This is a genomic window from Phaeodactylibacter sp., assembly GCF_040219495.1.
Classification (GTDB): domain Bacteria; phylum Bacteroidota; class Bacteroidia; order Chitinophagales; family Saprospiraceae; genus Phaeodactylibacter.
The window spans coordinates 38,781-57,761 of the sequence record NZ_JAVJSK010000131.1; the positions used below are offsets into that span (position 1 = coordinate 38,781).

The following is an 18,981-nucleotide window of genomic DNA, read 5'->3' on the forward strand; positions in this document are numbered from 1 at the left end:
TTAAAGAACTGTTTTAAAAACCAATCGGGTATCCGGCGCAGCTTCGTCCACTGCAAATGGGTGCCCGATTTTCGTTTGGGCGGGTTGGGATTCCAGCTGAGCGAGGTAACGGCCGCAGAAGCCACGGAAAGTGACCTGCCCCTGCTCATTGGTGGTAGCTGTAGTCCGGGTTGTCCAGTCTTCGTGTATGCGCTGGCGTACCTTTTCGTACAGGGGCTTTAAGGTATGAGCCGAACCTGCTTTAGGGTAGAAAGTTATAGACATGCCCATAAACCCCCAAAAGTAAAAGGACTCCACTGCGGGGTGCCCGAATGCTACCGTCAGGTAGTCCATAACGTACTGATCGCGTAGGGACTCCGCTTCCTCTTCCGTTACATCTTCCTGTATTTTTGTTTCGCCCAGCGAGCGCCACTCTTCAGAGGACAGGATTTTTTCTTCCTGTCCACCGGGCATCAGGCTTTTGGTATGGGCCCAAAACTCTGTTATGCTAAGGGGCAGCCCGGCAGCGGCCATCTGATCATACAACTCGGTTTGCTCCGATGGGTTCAGCCAGCCGGTATGGCTTTGAAGGCCCAAGGTATTGGGCGAATGACCAGCATCCTGAAGTCGTTTAACCAACTCAAGGTAGCGTTGGCGTTGGCGCTGAGTGGTGACAGCTTCTCCGTGCTGATCCAGCAGCCCCGGTTTGTTGACCACTCCAATGCCATAGTCGTTGATGACGAATTTTGCTCCGGGCGATTCTTCCCGGCCCCAGCGGATTACTTTGGAAATGTAGTCCACAAGGTTGTCCATGCTTTCGGTATAGGGCCAGGTCCGGTTGGGCAGGTTCTTTGGGGCAGGCTCCCAGAGGGCTTCATTAACCACATCCCATAGTTTCACCTTCCCATCGTAGCGGGCCGTCAGGTTACGCACCCGGACCTCCACAAACTTCATAAAAGTCTCCGGGTCATATTTCTTTGCCCATTCCGGCACGGCTTTCGGGATAGACCAAAACAGGGGGTGCCCTTTGGCCGTTAGCCCATTGGCATTCGCCCAGTTGACGGATTCCTCAAAGCTTTCCAGTTTCAGGTCGCCCTGAAAGTCCATCGTTTTGGTGCCATAAGTCCGGGGGCGCTCCGTCCAGTAGACGGTGGTGTTCAGGCTGTTGAAGACGTCTTTAAAGCGTTTCCGGTAGTATTCCAGTCGGGTTTCCTGGCTTTGTCCTGCCCGGAACATATTGCTCATCGCCCAGTTGTTGTCGCCAAACAAGAACTGATGCTGTAATTGCGTAATGTCCACCTTTCGGTTGGTCAGGGGCTGCCCCCAGCGGTCTAGGAAGGTCAGCGTGACCGGCCGTTTACGTATTTGATCGATATTGGCCCGTGCCCGTTCCAGCGCGCTTTTGGAAGGGTGTTGGAAAAAGGCTGGCCCGTATTCCTGACGATGGTTGGATGCCATAGCGGGCAGAGGGGCTCCCAGTGTGGCAGCCCCCAGCCCGATACGGGATAATTGTCTGACAAATGATCGGCGGTTCAGTGGCATGGGTGTTATTTTCTTTTCAAGACTCTGACCTCATAGGGCGCCAGTTCCTGTTCTTCGCTGTAGGGTTTGCCGGTCAGGATATCGGTATATTTGCCTTTGGGCAGTTCTATAGTTTTGGGCTCAGCAGTGATATTATCGAGGATAAAACCTTCCTGTTTGCTGCCTTTTCTGTGCACAACGAGTGGTCCGGCATCTCCTTCGGCCAGTGGCTCAATGCCTTGTTCCTTAGCGTAGTGATGCAGCAATTGCCCCAGATGCTCCCGGCCGGGATCGGTCCCCATCAGAACGACCTTGCCCTTGCCCACCGTATTCTCGATGATGGCGGCTTCTTTGGCATGCATACCGTTAAGGTAGGTGGCAATGACCTGGCCATCCTCGGAGGATAAGGCTTCGGACCAAAGCCCGGCTTGCCCTTCCGGTAAGTCCAGAGGGCTGTTGTAAGCCATCTTCAGTGGAATTTCGGCTGGGCGCAGTTTGGTTCCGATTGGAATGCGGCTGTCGACTTCGATACCCGACCAATCGGCAAGATCACCCATGGCATGATCGGTGAAAGCCGTCCAGTATTCCGTTCGGTAGCCAGTCATGGGCCCGAGGATAAGCGTACCGCCATTTTCCACCCAGGTTTTGAGGCGGGCGCGGAGGTCATCGGAAATCATAGGCAGCAGCGGAAGGTAGAGCAATTTATAGCCCTCAAGGTCGGCGCCGGGCATGAGTACGTCCCGGTGCAGGTGCTGATCCTGCAACGCAAGGTAAAAGCGATACGTCCAATCGGTATAATACCTCAGGTCGTTAGCGTATTGCTCAATGCGGAGGCCCATATCTGCTTCGTGATCGTAGAAAATGCCTATTTCAGCCGGTGCAACGGGCGTGTTCAGGAGAAAGTCGCTGCTTTTTTGCAGGTCAGCCCCCAGTTGCTTCAAATCGTCGTAATTGGCAACCGGTTTGCCCCAGGCATTGAGGATGGAGCCGTGTGGCATCTCCTGCCCGGCCCGGTGCTGCCGCCATAGCCAGAAGATAGCGCCCTGTCCGCCGAGGGCATAGTTCATCCACAGGGCAGCATGCATACTGCCGTCGGGTTGGTGGAGGAACCAGGTGTTACCTTTGGCGCCACCACCAGAGTTGTTGGGGGCGGTTTCGAAGAGCCAGTGCATGCCTTTTTTATAGCCCCGCATGCGGTCGTAGTTGCTCAGTACCCGGTCGTAGGCCTCGAAACTGTGGTAGTTGTTGACGGCCATGTAGTCGAGGTCTTCAAATAAGTTTTCGTAATTGGTCGTTTGCCCGGGCATAGAGTCATGGGTGACCGGACGGTCAGAATACTTACGGATGGCCGCTAGCTGAAGGGCCTGGAAGTGAACTACGGATTCGGACTGGAAGCGCTTCCATTCCAGTTGCAGGCTGGGATGGTGCCAGGTCCAGTCACGAGGTAAGGGGATCTGATCAAACCGCTGATAGGTTTGGCTCCACAGGTCGGTGGCCCAGATTTGGTTGAGGTTTTCAATGGTACCGTACTTTTCGCGCAGCCAGTTTTGGAAGAGCACCTTTGTAGACTGACTGTAGTCAGGCTTCATACTTAGCTCATTGTCGGTTTGCCACCCGATGAGCGCCGGGTGGCTGCCGAGCGCTTTGGCCATTTCGGTAACGATACGGACTACGTAGTGCTGGTACACCTGATTGTTGTAGTCGTAGCTTTTGCGGGCACCATGGTACTTCCGGCGGCCGTCTTCGTCGAGCTGCCCGATCTCCGGGTGCTTTTCCCACAGCCAGGCGGGTGGGGTAGCGGTAGGGGTGCCGAGGATGACGGAGATACCATTCTCATGCAGTTCGTCCATGATGCTGCGCAGCCATTCGAAGTCATATTCCCCTTCCCGGGGCTCCATTTTTGACCAGGAGAATTCAGCCATACGGACCACGTTCATGGAAAGTTCCTTCATGTGGCGGATGTCCTCTGATACGCTTTCCCGGGGCCAGGTTTCCGGGTAGTAGGAGGCACCGTAGTAAATTTTATCTGCAGGAATGGCCTGGTCATCAGTTTCCTGGGCGCAGAGTAATAAGGGGAGCCCGGTAAAGAGCAGGCTCAGTAGGAGTGAATTGAATTTGAGCATTGGCAAATATTCCTTTTCGCAAAGGAGGCTTTTAGCTGTGCTCCGTAACCAGTAGACTTAACCGGACTTTCGGAGCCGGGTAGAGTCCCGGCAGATTAATTCTGTATCAAGCACCACTTTTTGGTGGATGTAGCTGCCGTTCTGATCAGAATTGATTTCTTCGATTAGCTTTTGCACCGCCAGTTGCCCCATTGCTTTACTGGGCTGCCGGATAGAGGTGACGGAAGGCTTCATGAATGCTGAGAAAGGCTCCTCTGAGAATCCAATCACACCTAGCTGTTCAGGCACTTTGATGCCCAGTTCTTCAGCGTGCGCAATGGTACTGATAGCCGTTAGGTTGTTGGCGGTAAAGATAGCATTGGGGCGTTCTTTAAGCTTCAGAAGCTCATCTGCAATTCGGGTACCATCCGCAAAGGAAAGATTGGAGCCGTATTTAATCCATTCCTGCTTTACCGGCAGCCCGGCCTCTTTCATGGCTTGTTGGAACCCTCTTAATCGGTCAGCGTACAACAATTGTTTAGTTGGGCCTGAGACATAGGCGATCTGAGTATACCCCTGATCAATAAGGTGCCGCGTCCCTTCAAATGCAGTCCGATAGTCATCGATGACAATTTTGGTCGTCCCTTTTAGAGAAGTTGTCACCCGGTCTACCAGAACCACTTTAATGCCTTGTTCTCTTGCTTTCTCAAAATGCTCAAAGGATTCCGTTTCTAGGGAAAGGGTGGCCACAATGCCTGCCACCCGGCTCGCAATAAGGGTATCCATGTACGTTTTTTCCCGCTCGTAGGAGTTGTTGGTTTGGCAAACGATCACGGAGTAGCCCTTTTCGAAAGCGGCCTCTTCAATGTTGTGTACGAGAGACGAAAGGAATTCCCGGTTGAGCTGGGGCACAATTACGCCGATAACCTTAGTCTGATTTGTGGAGAGGCTGGTTGCCAGTGCATTTTTTTGAAAACCAAGCTTCATCGCTGCAGCCTTTACTTTGGCTTTGGTCTTGGGGCTGATTCTGGCATCATCATTAAGGGCGCGGGAAACAGTAGAAATCGATACGCCAACTTCCGCTGCTACATCATAAATATTGATCCTGGTTTTTTTCTTCATTTGGCCGTCTTTTAGAACGTATGCTCCATCGATGAATTTCTTTAATCCGGGCTGTATCTAATTGTACGATTCTTAAAATATGCTTTTGTAAGTATGGCTCAGTAAAAATAGCTGATTTTTTCTAATGTAGAAAACAAGCGCTTGCGCACCATTGGCTTTATTCGTGTAAATGTTACACTAACAATCAATTTTATTAGAAAATAAGCGACACAAGCCAAACAGATATTTGTTCATGGAGTTTCAAGCAAATAAAAAGTTGTACAAGCGCTTGCATAAACGAAAACAGATTGCTAGATTTACGTCATCGTTCGGTAAAACACCGATTAAAGAAACCAAATTCGATAATTCACCACTTAGACCGAATTATGGAAAACCAAAACACATCCAACGTCCACCAAAACAATTGGGAGGCCTACTTAGAAGGCAACAATCAGGCTTTTGAAGACCTTTACCTTGCTTTTGCTGACCGACTGTACATTTACGGATGCAACCTGACCATAGATAATGCTTTGGTCGAAGATGCCATCCAGGAGATTTTCTGCAAACTCTATCAAAGGGATAAAGGCCTTATTGAGGTCAAAAACATCCGGAGTTACCTGTTTGTCGCACTGCGCAACCACATCCGCAAAAGCCTGAGCACAGACCGCAATCACGAAAAGCATCAGAAGCGTTACCAGTCTATGCAGCCCGTGAGCGAAGAGGTACCTGTACCATCCGTTGGTGGTGAGGGCAAGCCGCTGCAAGCACACGTACGAAAAGCAATTGATCAACTTCCTCCCCGCCAAAAGGAAGTTTTGTGCCTGCGGTTTTTTGAAGGCTTCGACTACTATGAGATTTCTGATATCATGAAAATCTCCTATCAGGTGGCCCGCAATTATGCCTCCCGGGGCATGAAACGCCTGCGGTCGCAGCTCTTTGCCGACCCGAAAGTTCAACAGGCAAGCGTGGCTTTGGCCAGTCACTAAGGGTGCTTTTGGTCATTAATTTTCATTCAGGCCTTCAAAAAGCAACTTTATTTTGATTACAGATAGCTGACTGATAAGAACCTTTGGTCAAGTTGATTATATAAATCAAGTTCTATCAGAGCTACAGGTAACATGACCAAGAATACTAACACCCCGATAACGACCGAACAGTTGCTGCACGATGACCGGTTTGTGCAGGCTGTTTTAGCAGGAAATACCGCCATTGAAGCCTATCAACAGCAGTATTTAAGTCATTTGGCGAATGCCGGTGCCGTCATCAATGATGCCAGGCGTACCATCCTGAGTATGCGTCAATATTATCAGAGCCAGTCACTATCATCAAAAACTAAAGAAGATCTTTTAAGAAAGATTCGGTCAAGTGGCCGAGTATAATTCAGTGTTTGAAATTTAATTCATTAACCTAACCGTCTAGCTTATGAAAAGCTTTACACTCCCATTGCTCTGCCTGATGCTATGCTTCAGTGCAGGAGCAGTACAAGCCAGGGGGGATGCCTATCCCGCTCACAGCCCTGGAAATGAAATATTAGCTGACTTCGTCCCGGAGGACGATGTCAAAGTCCAAGGTGTCGTCGTCGATAGTGAGGGAGAGCCTCTTATCGGCGTTAACGTCATTGAGAAAGGGAATCCAACGAATGGTACGATCACAGATGTAGATGGTGCCTTCGAATTAACGGTTGCCGATGATAACGCGACCCTGTTATTCACTTACATTGGCTACCAGAAAACAGAAATGCCCCTGAACGGGCAAACCAACATTAGTGTAACCCTCAAGTCAAGCGCTTCTGTATTGGATGAAGTAGTCGTGGTCGGCTATGGTACGCAAGTCAAGCGAGACATGCTTGGTGCGGTATCCTCTATTGAAGGCAAGGAGCTTACCGCTTTCAACGCCACTTCCATGGACCAATCCTTACAAGGCCTTGCAGCCGGTGTCCAGGTAACCGGTAGCTCCGGTGTTCCAGGTGCGCCCACCCGGGTACTGATTCGTGGTACAAACTCCCTATTTTCCGGTACGGAACCACTGTGGATTATCGATGGAATGATCCTGAGTGGCCAGGGTGGTGGCGAAATCGACGGCTTCGGCCGGAATGCCGGCGGTGCAACACCACTTAACCCTCTTTCTACGATTAACCCTAATGATATTGAGTCGGTTGAAGTCCTTAAAGATGCAGCTGCAACAGCCGTTTATGGCTCTCGTGGTGCAAACGGGGTAATTATCGTAACCACAAAATCGGGTAAGGGTGGAAAAGGAACCCTTGACTTGAATGTGAACTACGGTATTTCTGACGTGGTTCGTGGACCCAATGAAATTGGTTTCGTGGATGGTCCGACATGGTTGGCTTTGGCGGATGAGTCCCGTTTAAATGCAGGTCTTGCCGAATTTGACCCCAACGATGTTCTGTCTTCAGGTCGTGATCCCAATGCCGTCCTAACGCGCGATCAGCTTGCTGATGTCAACTACTTTGATGAAGTACTTCGGCAAGGTGCTTCAACGGACATCAACCTTTCCTCCTCACGGGCTACTGAGAATCTGAATTACTATATTTCCGGTAACTACCGCCGGGACGAGAGTATTCTGGTAGGAGATTTAATGGAGCGGATGTCATTGCGTTCCAACTTTGACTTCAAACCTTTGGAAAACCTTAGTATCGGCACCCGTATCCAGCTCAGCTATGTAAATCGGGAACGTGCACCAAACGGCGGTTCCCCGGGTGGAAATGCCAACATCGGTAATGGAGGGTATAACTTTGCTAATACTGGCATTATTCCGGTACTTCCTTTATTCCATCCAACAGTAACCGATCGTAATGGTAATCCTATTTTGTTTGATCCGCTTTCCGGACGAAATGTACGAGCTAACCTGAACCGGGCCAATTACATCAACGATCAGGACACTTACCGTGCAATCGGTGGCGTAAACGTGCAATACAATATTCCATTTGTTGAGGGATTGTCTATCCGTTCAGAACTGGCAGCGGATTTCCTTCACGCAAGTAATATCGAATGGGCCAATACCGTCATCCGAGAGGATAGTAAATATGGATTTGATAATGCTCAGACTTTCCAGCGTATTAATTATAACGCTTATCTTAACTATGATCGTCAGTTCGGCAGCTTGCACGCTATTAACCTTACAGCCGGTGCGGAATCTACAACAGAAGGTCAGCGCCGCCGCAACATCGAAGCGCAGCAGCTTTTCGGTACACAGCAGGAATTGAATCAGCCAGGCGATGTACAGCGTGTTACTGCGGGCTTCGGTGGCGAGCAATACTTCCGCGGATACTTTGGACGTCTGAACTATAAGTTTATGGACCGTTATATGGTGGGTGCCAGTTATCGTTACGATGGTTCCTCTATCTTTACGGAGGATTTCCGTTGGGGTAACTTCCTGGCCCTTTCTGCGGGCTGGGTAGTCTCTGACGAGCCTTTCCTGGTCAACAACGAAGTGATCAACTTCCTGAAGTTTCGGGGTAGTTTTGGTCAGACGGGTAACTCTGCCATCAGCCAGCAGGCTACCGCTACAACCTATGCTGCCTGGGGCCGCTACGGTGATACCGGTGCAGGTGACCTCCTGAGCTCAATTGCCAATACAGCCGTAACCTGGGAAACCACTGATGCTTATGATGTAGGTGCTGACTTTGAACTTTTCGAAGGCCGGGTAAGCGGTACAGTAAGCTACTATGTGCAGGACGTACGTGATATGCTTTTCCAAGTGCCAATCCCTCAATCCTCTGGACTTTTCAGCAGTGGGCCTACCATTTGGGATAACGTTGGTGATATGCAGAACAGTGGCTGGGAAGTGGAATTGAACACGGTAAATATTGACCGTGGCGATTTCCAGTGGAGAATGGGCATCAACTTTGCGACCAACCAAAATGAAGTTACCCGCCTCACAGGAGAAGAAGGCGAAATCTACAATGTGAACAATAATGCTTTGGTTACCCGCGAAGGGGATCCGGTCGGTTTTTTCCGCCTGGCCCGCTATGCTGGCGTAGACCCTCAGGGCGGATACGAGCTGATTGAAGAGATGGATTTGGAGCAGTTCGAAGCAACCGGCGAGCGTATAGCAACGGGTAATCTGATTCCCGCTACACGTTCCAATCTAGAGAGACACTTATTTGATTTGACGGACAAGAGCAGCCTTCCTACCTTCTTCGGTGGTTTCAATAACAGTTTCACCTACAAGAATTTTAGCTTGAGCGCATTGATCAGCTTTTCCGGCGGTAACTACATCTATGATGTGGCCAGGGAAAGTGCTGTATACGTGAATGATGCCAAACCCTACCGTGAGGAGATCGTAGGCAACTATTGGCAGAATCCGGGTGATGATGCTGAGTTCCCGGCGCTAAGCTGGAATCAGCGCTACGATGTGATTAACGAGGACGGCACCATTGAAGAAAATGTACGATTTGACCCTCGCCGATCTGGTCAGGCTCATGATAAGTACCTACAGAAAGGGGATTTTATCCGTATGCGTGCGCTGTCCTTTTTCTATAACTTACCACGAGGTGTTGCAGAGTCTCTGCGCATGCAGAATATCCGTCTTGGCTTTACAGGCAATAACCTGTTCACCATTACGGGTTATGAAGGCTACGATCCTGAGGTGGTTAACCTGGGTGGAAGTGCAGACCGTAACCTCGGACAGGGTTGGGCAGGCGTACAGCTGCCTCAGATTAAGTCCTATAACTTTAGCCTGAATGTTACTTTCTAAGATCACTAGGATTTCGGGGGAGTCAATCCCCCGATCCTTTTATTTTTTCGATTAAAACAATAAGCCATGAAAAGCTTTAAGATAAAAAACTGGTTTGTAGCGCTGCTGGTCCTTGGACTGGTCAGCTGCGATAACGAAGACTTTTTTGAATTGACCAATCCGCCGGAGGCCCCCTGGCAGTCGCTGGAAGAGCTGGAGAAAGCGCCAATCGGTGCTTACTATACCCTTTCGGGCAACGGCGGTTTCCGTGTAATGTTCTCTGCGGGCAGAATTGCCGGTGAGGCTTATGCTGATGGAATGAATCTGGCAAATACAGAGGAGGGTTTTCCTGTTGATGTTGATACGGAGGACATGTACAACCGTAACACTCCGGGAACCAGTATTGGGCTGTTTGACAATGGTATCTTCCGTAATGCTTATTTTGCTATTGGTCATGCCAACGGTGCATTAGACTTTATCGCCGCTAACGATGGGGTACCCTTCCCGGAGGAAGGTCCTGATGCCACCCACCGGATAGAAGGTGAGCTGCGCTTTGTGAGGGCATTTGCCTATTACTACCTGGCCAGAATTTACGCGCCAGTGTATCCCGACGATACACCGCGCCTTCCATTCCGGACCAATCAGGCCACCAACTTCGATGAGGCCAAGTCTTCTGCTATTGGATCTGCCAACGACATCTATGACTTTGTTGTAGCGGATCTTATTGAGGCTAAAAGGCTGTTGCCGGAACGTTATGATGCCGCCATCCATCCAGAGGCCTATGCCGATGGCCGTGCCAATAAGTTTGCAGCAGCGGCACTGCTGGCCAAGGTGTACTTCCATATGGGGATGTACGACGAAGCATTGGCTGAAGCTAACTTTGTTATCGAAGAGAACGGGGGGGACTATGATCTTTCGGAAGAGCCCCTTGAGGCCTTCAATAAGACTGGGCCGGTTCGTGGTAAGGAAGTGATCTGGTACTATGCTCTCTGGGCTGGTGACGGCCTCGGTGGCTCCAGTAACTGGAAGCACCCACGTCGCTTTGCCTGGTATAATGCCAGTCGAGAACGTGCGGGTGGATTAGAAGACAATGGTAGCCGCTTTATGGTTTGTAGTGATGCATTCCTCGAATCAGCAGGCTGGCAGAATGAGGATGGTACGGAAAGTGCAGATGCCGCTAATGATCTGCGTTACCAGCAGCTGTTTATACGCGTGCCAGCCGGTGAAGATCCTCGTTTTGAGCCTACGCGTGCCTACGTATGGAACGATAAATATTATAAGGCAGGGGATCGTTTAACCAATCTTCCTATCCTCCGCCTTGCAGATATCGTACTGCTGCGCGCATTCCTGCGTGCCGATGCAGGCGATAACGGTGGAGCTCGTGCCGACCTGAATAGTGTCCGCAATCGCGCAGGCCTTGATGACTACGATGGCAGCGATGCCGACCTGATCAATGCGATCCACAACGAGCGCTTCAAGGAAATGGCCTTCGAAGGGGACCGCTTCTGGTACCTGCAAGGGGCTCGCGTAGACATACCTGCCGGCGACCGTGGTGGCAGCGCCATTCCATGGGATAGCCCGCTGTACTCAGAAATTCCTGACTTTGAGATAGAACTCAACGACGGATTCTAGATAAGCTCTAAGAGATAGTTTCTTCATTGTTTTGAGTTTAGTTGATAGATTTTTGATGGGCTGATGGCATTGCTGTCAGCCCATCTTCATGAAATAGGGTGCTGTTCGTTTGCCCTGTAGCCCAGCTGTTGTTATTTTGAGCTGTTAATTTCGTTTGAAACATAAATAACATAGCGTGCCTTTAGGTACGCTATGTGGGTAAAATTTGGAGTCCCAGTGAAACCCGTGCCGTAGGTACGGAATGTGTGCTGTGATTTCGCTTTTACGTGTTCCACCAAAAGCTATTCCGGGTAGCTTGTCAGTCTCCGGGTACGAGCCTTGTTCTCGAAGTATTTTCATAAGAGTTTCCTCCTTGTTATTTTGGGCTACCAAATAAAAAACCAATGCCTATGTTCTCCACCATCCACCTCCGCGCCTTCGAAGGCTTTCTCAGTAACACTAGACATTTTTCAATAGAGATTGATTTTTTCAGCCTCCGCACGCCCCCTGCCCCCCTAACGCCTTCGCATCAGCTTCGGCGCTCGGAGAAGGCGGGAACCTCAGCGCGCAAAAACCAATCCCTTTTACTCATGAAATCCTGTTTATCTATTGGTTTGGGCTTCCTTATTACCCTGCTCCTGCTTTCCGGATGCAATAGCTCCGAATCTTCAGATACCGGAGCCGAAGCCTCTAATGATGATATAACGGAATTCGCCTCCTTAAGCGCTGACCAAACCGGCATCGATTTCGCCAATAACCTGCCGGAAGATGCCTACCGCAATATCATGCGTTATCAGTACTTCTACAACGGGGGTGGCGTTGCCATCGGCGATGTAAACGGGGACGGGCGGCCGGATGTCTGCTTTTCCTCCAATACCGCTGCGCCCCGCCTGTACCTCAATCAGGGAGGGATGAAATTCCGCGAAGCCAAAAACGCCGGGCTCGACCTGCCTGCCAAAGCCACCTGGAATACGGGTATTAGCATGGTGGATGTCAATGGAGACGGTCACCTAGATATTTACCTCTGCCGCTCAGGTAATCTGCAGCTGGCCAATCGCATGAACCTCCTCTACATCAATAAAGGGGACGGCACCTTCAAGGAGCGTGCGGCCCTGTTTGGGCTAAACGACCCGGGCTACTCCGTGCAGGCCAACTTCTTTGATTACGACAAGGATGGTGATCTCGATATGTACCTCGCCAACCACGGCATCAACTTTTACGGGCGCGACCCACAGGGCAAGGTGTCCAATGCTCCTGATCAGTACTCGGGAGATAAGCTCTACCGTAACGATGGCGACCGCTTCACCAACGTCACCAAAGAAGCTGGTATTTTGGAGCGGGCATACAGTTACGGGCTGGGTGTCGGCATCGGCGACCTGAATCAGGATGGCTGGGACGATATCTACGTGTCCAATGACTTCTTTGAGCACGATTATCTGTACTGGAATCAGGGCGACGGCACTTTCCGGGAAAGCATTAAAACGGCGGCTCGTCAGACTTCCTACTTCGGCATGGGCAATACGATCACCGATTTGAATAACGACCAACTGCTAGATATCATGGTGGTGGACATGACCGCCGAAGACCACTACCGCCGCCACGCCAATCTCGCCGGGCTGAGCTACGAAAAGTTTTGGGACTTTGTGGATAAGGGCTACCACTACCAATACATGTTCAACAGCCTCAATATCAACAACGGCAATGCCACCTTCAGCAATCAGGCGCAGCTGGCGGGTATCGCTCAGACCGACTGGAGCTGGGCACCGCTGGCAGCCGATTTCAATAACGATGGCCTGACCGACCTGTACATCACCAACGGGCTGCGCAAGGATGTCCTCAATCTCGACTTCATCAACAACATCGACAAGCGCTTCGCCAAATACATCGGTGCCAATGGGCAACTCCCGGAAGACCGCTTCGTGGAAATGCTGCAGACTATGCCTTCCGAAAAAGTGGGCAACTTCTTCTACCGCAACGAGGGTGATTTGCAATTTACAGATGTCCGGGAGCAATGGGGCGCAAACATCCCTTCCTTCTCTACCGGGTCCGCTTATGCTGATCTTGACCAAGACGGCGATCTGGACTTGGTGGTCAACAACATCGACGCCCCTGCCTTTGTCTTCGAAAATGAAAAGACTGAAGGCCCTTTCCTGCGCATTGAACTGCAGGGGCAGGGTAAAAATAAATTTGGCTGGGGCGCCAAAGTCCGGGTCACTTCCGGTGAGGCCACGCAATTGCAGCAGCAGTATCCCATCCGTGGGTATCAGTCTTCCGTGGAGCCGGTATTGCACTTTGGGTTGCCCGCTGATGCCCCGGTAAGGGTACAGGTGGAATGGGCCGATGGGAAAGTCACCACTTTGGAAAATGTACCACCCAATCAAACCCTGAAGGTCGACCAGAAATCAGCAGGAGCCGCAGCTTCATCTCCCGCACCATTGGCTACAGTCTTTGAAGCTGGCCCCGACCTCAACCAAAAACACACCGAAAACGATTTCAACGACTTCAAACGGGAATTTCTCCTGCCCCACAAAATGTCCGCCCTGGGGCCCATCCTCGCCGTGGCCGATGTGAATGGCGACGGGCTGGACGACTACTTCCTGGGCGGGGCCAAGGGGCTGCCCGCGTCCCTCCATCTGCAAAAACCAAATGGCACTTTCCAGCAGGTACGCGACCCCTGGCTCGATGAGCGCCTGCACGAAGACGGTGGCGCGGCTTTTTTTGATGCAGATGGGGACGGGGATGCGGACCTCTACGTTGCCTCCGGTGGCAATGAATACGAAATCGGCTCCAAATACTATCAGGACCGGCTGTATTTGAATGACGGGCAGGGCGCATTCACGTGCGCTTCAGATGCACTACCGGATCTGCGTAGCAGCAATGGCCCGGTCGCCGCTGCGGACTACGATGGAGATGGAGATGTCGATTTATTTGTAGGCGGACGGCAAACGCCAGGCGCTTATCCTAGGGGTGCGCAGAGCTACCTCCTGCAAAACGATGGGCAGGGGCGCTTCACGGATGCCACTCCACAACTCGCCCCGGAAGGGCTTTATGGCATGGTGACCGATGCGCTGTGGTCGGACTTTAATGGCGACGGGCAGCTGGACCTTCTCGTGGTTGGGGCATGGATGGCACCGCGCTTTTTCCAGCAGGCAGGCGACAACTTCAAAGAAGTGACTGCCTCCACCGGGCTTGAGGCGATCAGTGGCTGGTACTTCAGCCTCGATGGGGCCGATTTTGACGGGGACGGCGACACTGATTACCTCCTCGGCAACCTCGGGCTTAATCACCGGTTTAAAGCCAGCCAGGAAGCCCCTTTCTCAATCTACGCTGCCGACTTCGATGACAACGGCACAGTTGATATGGTTCCAGCTTATCACTACGACGGCAAAGCGTATCCACTCTACGGGCGCAACGTCATGCAGGAGCAGCTCATCAGTATTAAGAAAGCTTACCCTTCCTATAGCGATTATGCGAGGGCGACTATGCAGGAAATATTTCCATCGGATGCATTGGCGAAAGCCCAAAAGGTCGAGGCGCAAACCTTTGCCAGCCTTTACCTCGAAAATAAGGGCAACGGGCAGTTTTCAGCCCGGTCTTTGCCCCGCCCGGCACAGGTCAGCCCGATAATGGATATGGCCATAGACGATTACAATGGGGATGGTTCGATGGACATAATCATAGCAGGCAACCTCTACGGCTTTGAGTACCGGACCGCCCGCGCAGATGCCGGCAACGGATTGTTAATGCTGGGGGACGGTAAGGGACATTTTACAACACAGTCCATCTCCGAAAGCGGCATTTTCCTGCCCGGCGATGTCAAAGCGCTGGCTCCTTTGCAGTATCAGGGCAAAACGGCGGTCTTGGTTGGCCAGAACGATGGGCCTGTGAAATTGCTGCTGCTCAGGGAAGCCTTGCAGTAGCCGCCAAACCTTTCAAAATAAAGCAATGGAAAGAAGATCATTCCTGGAAAAAATAGCGGCCTCCGGACTGGGGGCGATGGCGCTCCCGGCCTGGGTGAATGGGCAAACGAACCATACATTCCCCCTTTCAACCACTGATCCGGAGGTACAGCCCACCGCCGCGCAGCAAGCCTGGATGGACATGGGCTTCGGGCTCTTCATTCACTTTGGCATCAATACCTACTACGACACGGAGTGGAGCGACGGCACCCTGGACCCGGTCAAATTCAATCCCACCAAACTGGATACTGATCAGTGGTGCGCAACGGCTAAGGCAGCAGGTATGAAGTATGTTGTGCTCATCACCAAGCACCACGATGGCTTCTGTCTTTGGCCCACGAAGCAAACAAAATATTCCGTCAGCGCAACGCCCTGGAAAGGCGACCTGGTGGCAGAAGTCGTCAATTCAGCTGAAAAACACGGGCTGAAGGTTGGCTTTTACTACTCCCTCTGGGACCGGCATGAGAAAAGCCATGACACGGACGAGTGGGCCTACATCGATTTTATGAAGCGGCAGTTGGAAGAACTGCTGACCGGCTACGGCCCCATCGTGGAAATGTGGTTTGACGGGTTTTGGAAAAAACAGCAGACCGGCTGGTCAAAGAAAAATAAGGAACTGGAAGGCGAGGCCGAAAAGCAAGCCTTCAACGCCGCCCGCAATCAGAAATTCATTGAGGCCTGGCGCATGGAGGGGGCCTACCGCTGGCAGATGGATCACGTTTATCAGTTCATCAAAAGCCTGCAACCGGATTGCCTGGTCATGAACAACTCCACCACCGCTTACCCTGGCGTGCCCCTGCACCCGGTAGATATCCGAAGCGGTGAGAAGTACACCGAAGTGGCGGAAGACCAAAAAGTCTGGAACTGGCTGGGCAAAGACCGCTATCTGCCGCTTCAGATCGAAACTACGATGTCCACCAAAGGCAACAAAAAATTCCCTTCCGGCAACTGGTTCTGGCACGAGTGGGATAAATCGGTACTCGAAAAAAAGAAAATCTTGCACTACCTGAGTGTGGCCCAAAAAATGGAAGCCAACCTGCTGCTCAACGTAGGCCCAAGTGATCAGGGGCTGCTGCGGGAGGTGGATGAGCAGACACTGAAAGGATTACGAATCTAAAAACCGAGCGATGAAAAACGTTTGTCAATATTGGATATTTACGTTGTTGTTCTGCAGCAGCGTGTTTCAGAGCACCGCACAGGAAGGTATTTTGCTGGAAGCCGAAGGCTTTTTGTTTCCCGGTGGCTGGGTGGTCGACCCGCAGTTCGTGCAGCAAATGGGCTCGCCCTATCTGATGGCGCATGGCATGGGGCAGCCGGTGGACCCTGCCCGCACCGAAGTTGAAATTAATGAATCAGGAACCTATCACTTTTGGGCACGCACCAAGAACTGGGCACCCGGCAATTGGTCACCACCCGGGCAATTCCTTCTAACAGTAAATGACGCAGCGCTGTCTGATACACTGGGGCGTAATCCCGGCTGGGGCTGGGCGTACGCCGGCAAAGCCAAACTTTCAACTGGGACAGCCACTCTGGAATTAATCGATCTGACCGGCTTCAATGGCCGCTGCGATGCCATATTCCTGAGTCAGGGTGAGGTGCCACCGCCCGGTTACGGCAAAAAACTAGCCGAATGGCGCCGCCAAATGCATCAGGAACCTTTGGCTCCGGAAAGTGAGAAATCCTATGACCTGGTGGTAACCGGCGGCGGTATTGCAGGCTGTGCTGCTGCTATCGGCGCAGCCGAGCAAGGCTTAAAAGTCGCGCTGATTCACGACCGGCCGGTGCTGGGCGGGAATGCCAGCAGTGAAATCCGGGTGCACACCCTGGGCATTTACGGCAAATTTGAACGCATTCTTCGCCTGCTGGACACCGAGCATTACCCTAATGGCTCTGCGGAAGCCAAAAAGGATCAGGAGAAGCGGGATAAAAACGTCAAGGCCTATAAAAACATTGATCTCTTTCTCAACTGGCGGGCCTACGATGCGGCATCCGAAGACAGCACCATTCAATACGTGGACGCCCGGCATACGGCGACCAATGAGCGCATGCGCTTCCGTGCCCCCTTATTTGTCGATGCCACCGGCGATGGCTGGATTGGCTACTGGGCGGGGGCAGCGTATTCCTATGGAAGAGAAAGTGTCCATAAATACGATGAAGAATGGGACGAGTGGGGCGAACTGTGGAGCCCTGAAGAAGCCGACAACTTCGTTATGGGGTCTTCCATTCTCTGGCAAACCCACGAAGGAGAGGAGGCGACCGATTTTCCTCAACAACCCTGGGCAAAGGTTGTAGCCCGGACACATGAAGCTACGGCCGGAGAATGGTACTGGGAGTTTTCCCGTAATGATCTCCACCAAATAGAAGATGGGGAGGAAATCCGGGACCATCTGCTGAAAGCCATCTACGGCTCCTTTGCCAATGCCAAGGCACTCCCGGAAAACAGCCACTATCAGCTGACCTGGGTGTCCTATCTGCTGGGCAAACGGGAATCCCGCCGGTTGCTGGGCGATCATATTTTCACTTTTCAGGATGTGGTCAATAATACCCCCTTTCCTGATTCCGTGGTGATGGAAGACCGGGCCGTGGATGTGCATTATCAGCGGAACCTGCGGCATGAAGAGAAGCCGGATTTTCTATCAGAAGCCCTTTTTTACCGCACCGGTCGGTACTACATTCCCTACCGCAGTCTGTACTCCAGAAATATCGACAACCTGTTTATGGCTGGGCGTTGCTTCAGCTGTTCCCATATTGGATTGGGCGGACCAAGAGTCATGCGCACCACTGGTCAGATGGGCGCAGCAGTAGGCCACGCAGCTGCACTCTGCATCAAACACGAAGTGAAACCCAGAGCGATCTACACCGATCATCTGGAGGAATTATGGGGCTTAATCGAATCGCAGCAATGGACAAGGCCCTGATTTTCTTTCTGGTTTATTGCCTGTTGTGGCCGGGTGTATTTTTGGCCCCGGACCCACTGCCCGTTGCCATGCATACCAGTATGCCGGAAGCCTTCGAAGGCATCCGGTCAACGGAAGAGGCATTCAGTGTATTCGACCCACAGCATGAACTGGAACACCCTGTTCAACTATGCCGGGATGCCGATGGCGCCCCTCGCCTGTACTACGCAGACGTGCAAACCCCGGTCTGTATTGATGGCATCTGCAAGCCCGTTCGAATTGCGATTTACTGGAATCTGCTGGGCGCTTATATCGGCTACGGACTGTACGAGGGCGACCCCCTCACTAAGTACGACCACGATCTGTTTGAAGAAGCTGATTATCAAAAGCTGCACCAATTGCTGCTCAATAAAAATGCGGTTTTCCGCAGGAAAAAACTGTCAGACCTTTTCGATCCGAATGCCGAACCGGAGAAGCAGGTCACTTATAAAGGTGAGGAAGTGGATGCGGTCAGTGGGGCAACTAAAAAAGCTATTAGGGATGCCGTAGTGGAGGGAGCGCTGTATTCCTGTTATACCATTTGGCAGTTGGTGCACGGTACCGCTGATGATAGTATCAAAGTAGCGTTGCCGAATCTGTGGGACGAAGCAATGCAGCAACGTTTTCTATATTCAGACCGGGCTGATTATCAGTTTTATGCCCTGAAGCAGCTAAGGGATTCAGATTACGCCACGTACTCCACTCGTCTTTTGCAATTGTTTACCGGCAGCAGCCCGCTGTTCCGGACAAAAATGCTCAAGCAGTTGCCGGACCGATACTGGGCGGAAGAACTCTGGCAGGAAAAGCTGTACGGCTCCTTTGGGCAACTGGATGTCAACAGCAGGACCCTGCTTATTACCGGTTTGGAAAAAGCCGGGGAAGGCAGTGCACTGCGCTTGTTGCCCCATTATCATTTGATGACCCAAAATCAGCTAAAGGCTTATCTGTCTTTCTGGGAAGACCGGAAACTACCAGCGGATGTCGCGAATCAATTGACCGAAGCGAGTCACAATCGAAATTACCCCTACGCCTATCTCATCGAACGATTTTTAGAAGTTCAGAAGACGCCTTAAACAA

At 51.6% G+C, this 18,981-nt stretch carries 11 protein-coding genes; 8 read left to right on the forward strand and 3 right to left on the reverse strand.

Translation table 11 applies throughout. The annotated features are described in order from the left end of the window. The 3 genes from RIC19_RS20950 to RIC19_RS20960 are packed head-to-tail and all read right to left on the reverse strand — an operon-like array spanning position 1 to position 4,724. Positions 1 to 1,521: an endo-1,4-beta-xylanase gene (locus tag RIC19_RS20950; protein ID WP_350180323.1), complete on the reverse strand. Its 1,521-nt coding sequence runs from the start codon at positions 1,519 to 1,521 to the stop codon at positions 1 to 3. A 5-nt stretch (positions 1,522 to 1,526) separates the two neighbouring features. Then, a complete protein-coding gene (locus RIC19_RS20955; RefSeq protein ID WP_350180324.1) occupies positions 1,527 to 3,623 on the reverse strand; it encodes a beta-galactosidase in 2,097 nt (698 codons plus the stop codon). Between the two features lie 57 nt (positions 3,624 to 3,680). Further along, positions 3,681 to 4,724, reverse strand: a complete 1,044-nt coding sequence (locus RIC19_RS20960; protein WP_350180325.1) for a LacI family DNA-binding transcriptional regulator — start codon at positions 4,722 to 4,724, stop codon at positions 3,681 to 3,683. Positions 4,725 to 5,089: 365 nt separating this feature from the next. Here RIC19_RS20960 and RIC19_RS20965 point away from each other — a divergent pair, with 365 nt between their 5' ends. The 8 genes from RIC19_RS20965 to RIC19_RS21000 all read left to right on the forward strand — a co-directional run bounded on the left by RIC19_RS20965 (position 5,090) and on the right by RIC19_RS21000 (position 18,977). Then, a complete protein-coding gene (locus RIC19_RS20965; RefSeq protein WP_350180326.1) occupies positions 5,090 to 5,689 on the forward strand; it encodes an RNA polymerase sigma factor in 600 nt (199 codons plus the stop codon). Between the two features lie 132 nt (positions 5,690 to 5,821). Continuing rightward, positions 5,822 to 6,082 (forward strand): hypothetical protein, encoded by a 261-nt coding sequence (locus tag RIC19_RS20970; RefSeq protein WP_350180327.1) that lies wholly within the window; start codon positions 5,822 to 5,824, stop codon positions 6,080 to 6,082. 43 nt (positions 6,083 to 6,125) lie between these two features. After that, the gene (locus tag RIC19_RS20975) at positions 6,126 to 9,419 is read left to right on the forward strand and encodes a SusC/RagA family TonB-linked outer membrane protein (RefSeq protein ID WP_350180328.1); all 3,294 of its coding nucleotides are present in this window, start codon (positions 6,126 to 6,128) and stop codon (positions 9,417 to 9,419) included. Between the two features lie 66 nt (positions 9,420 to 9,485). After that, a complete protein-coding gene (locus RIC19_RS20980) occupies positions 9,486 to 11,030 on the forward strand; it encodes a RagB/SusD family nutrient uptake outer membrane protein (protein WP_350180329.1) in 1,545 nt (514 codons plus the stop codon). A 569-nt stretch (positions 11,031 to 11,599) separates the two neighbouring features. Continuing rightward, on the forward strand, positions 11,600 to 14,929 hold the full coding sequence (locus RIC19_RS20985) for a VCBS repeat-containing protein (protein ID WP_350180330.1): 3,330 nt from the start codon (positions 11,600 to 11,602) through the stop codon (positions 14,927 to 14,929). Positions 14,930 to 14,954: 25 nt separating this feature from the next. Further along, positions 14,955 to 16,085, forward strand: coding sequence for an alpha-L-fucosidase (locus RIC19_RS20990; RefSeq protein WP_350180331.1), 1,131 nt, complete (start codon positions 14,955 to 14,957; stop codon positions 16,083 to 16,085). A gap of 10 nt (positions 16,086 to 16,095) precedes the next feature. After that, positions 16,096 to 17,886: an FAD-dependent oxidoreductase gene (locus tag RIC19_RS20995; protein WP_350180332.1), complete on the forward strand. Its 1,791-nt coding sequence runs from the start codon at positions 16,096 to 16,098 to the stop codon at positions 17,884 to 17,886. Continuing rightward, complete coding sequence (locus tag RIC19_RS21000; protein WP_350180333.1) at positions 17,871 to 18,977, forward strand: FMN-binding protein; 1,107 nt, start codon at positions 17,871 to 17,873, stop codon at positions 18,975 to 18,977. The genes RIC19_RS20995 and RIC19_RS21000 overlap by 16 nt, the downstream gene beginning before the upstream one ends. The last annotated feature ends 4 nt before the right edge of the window (positions 18,978 to 18,981 follow it).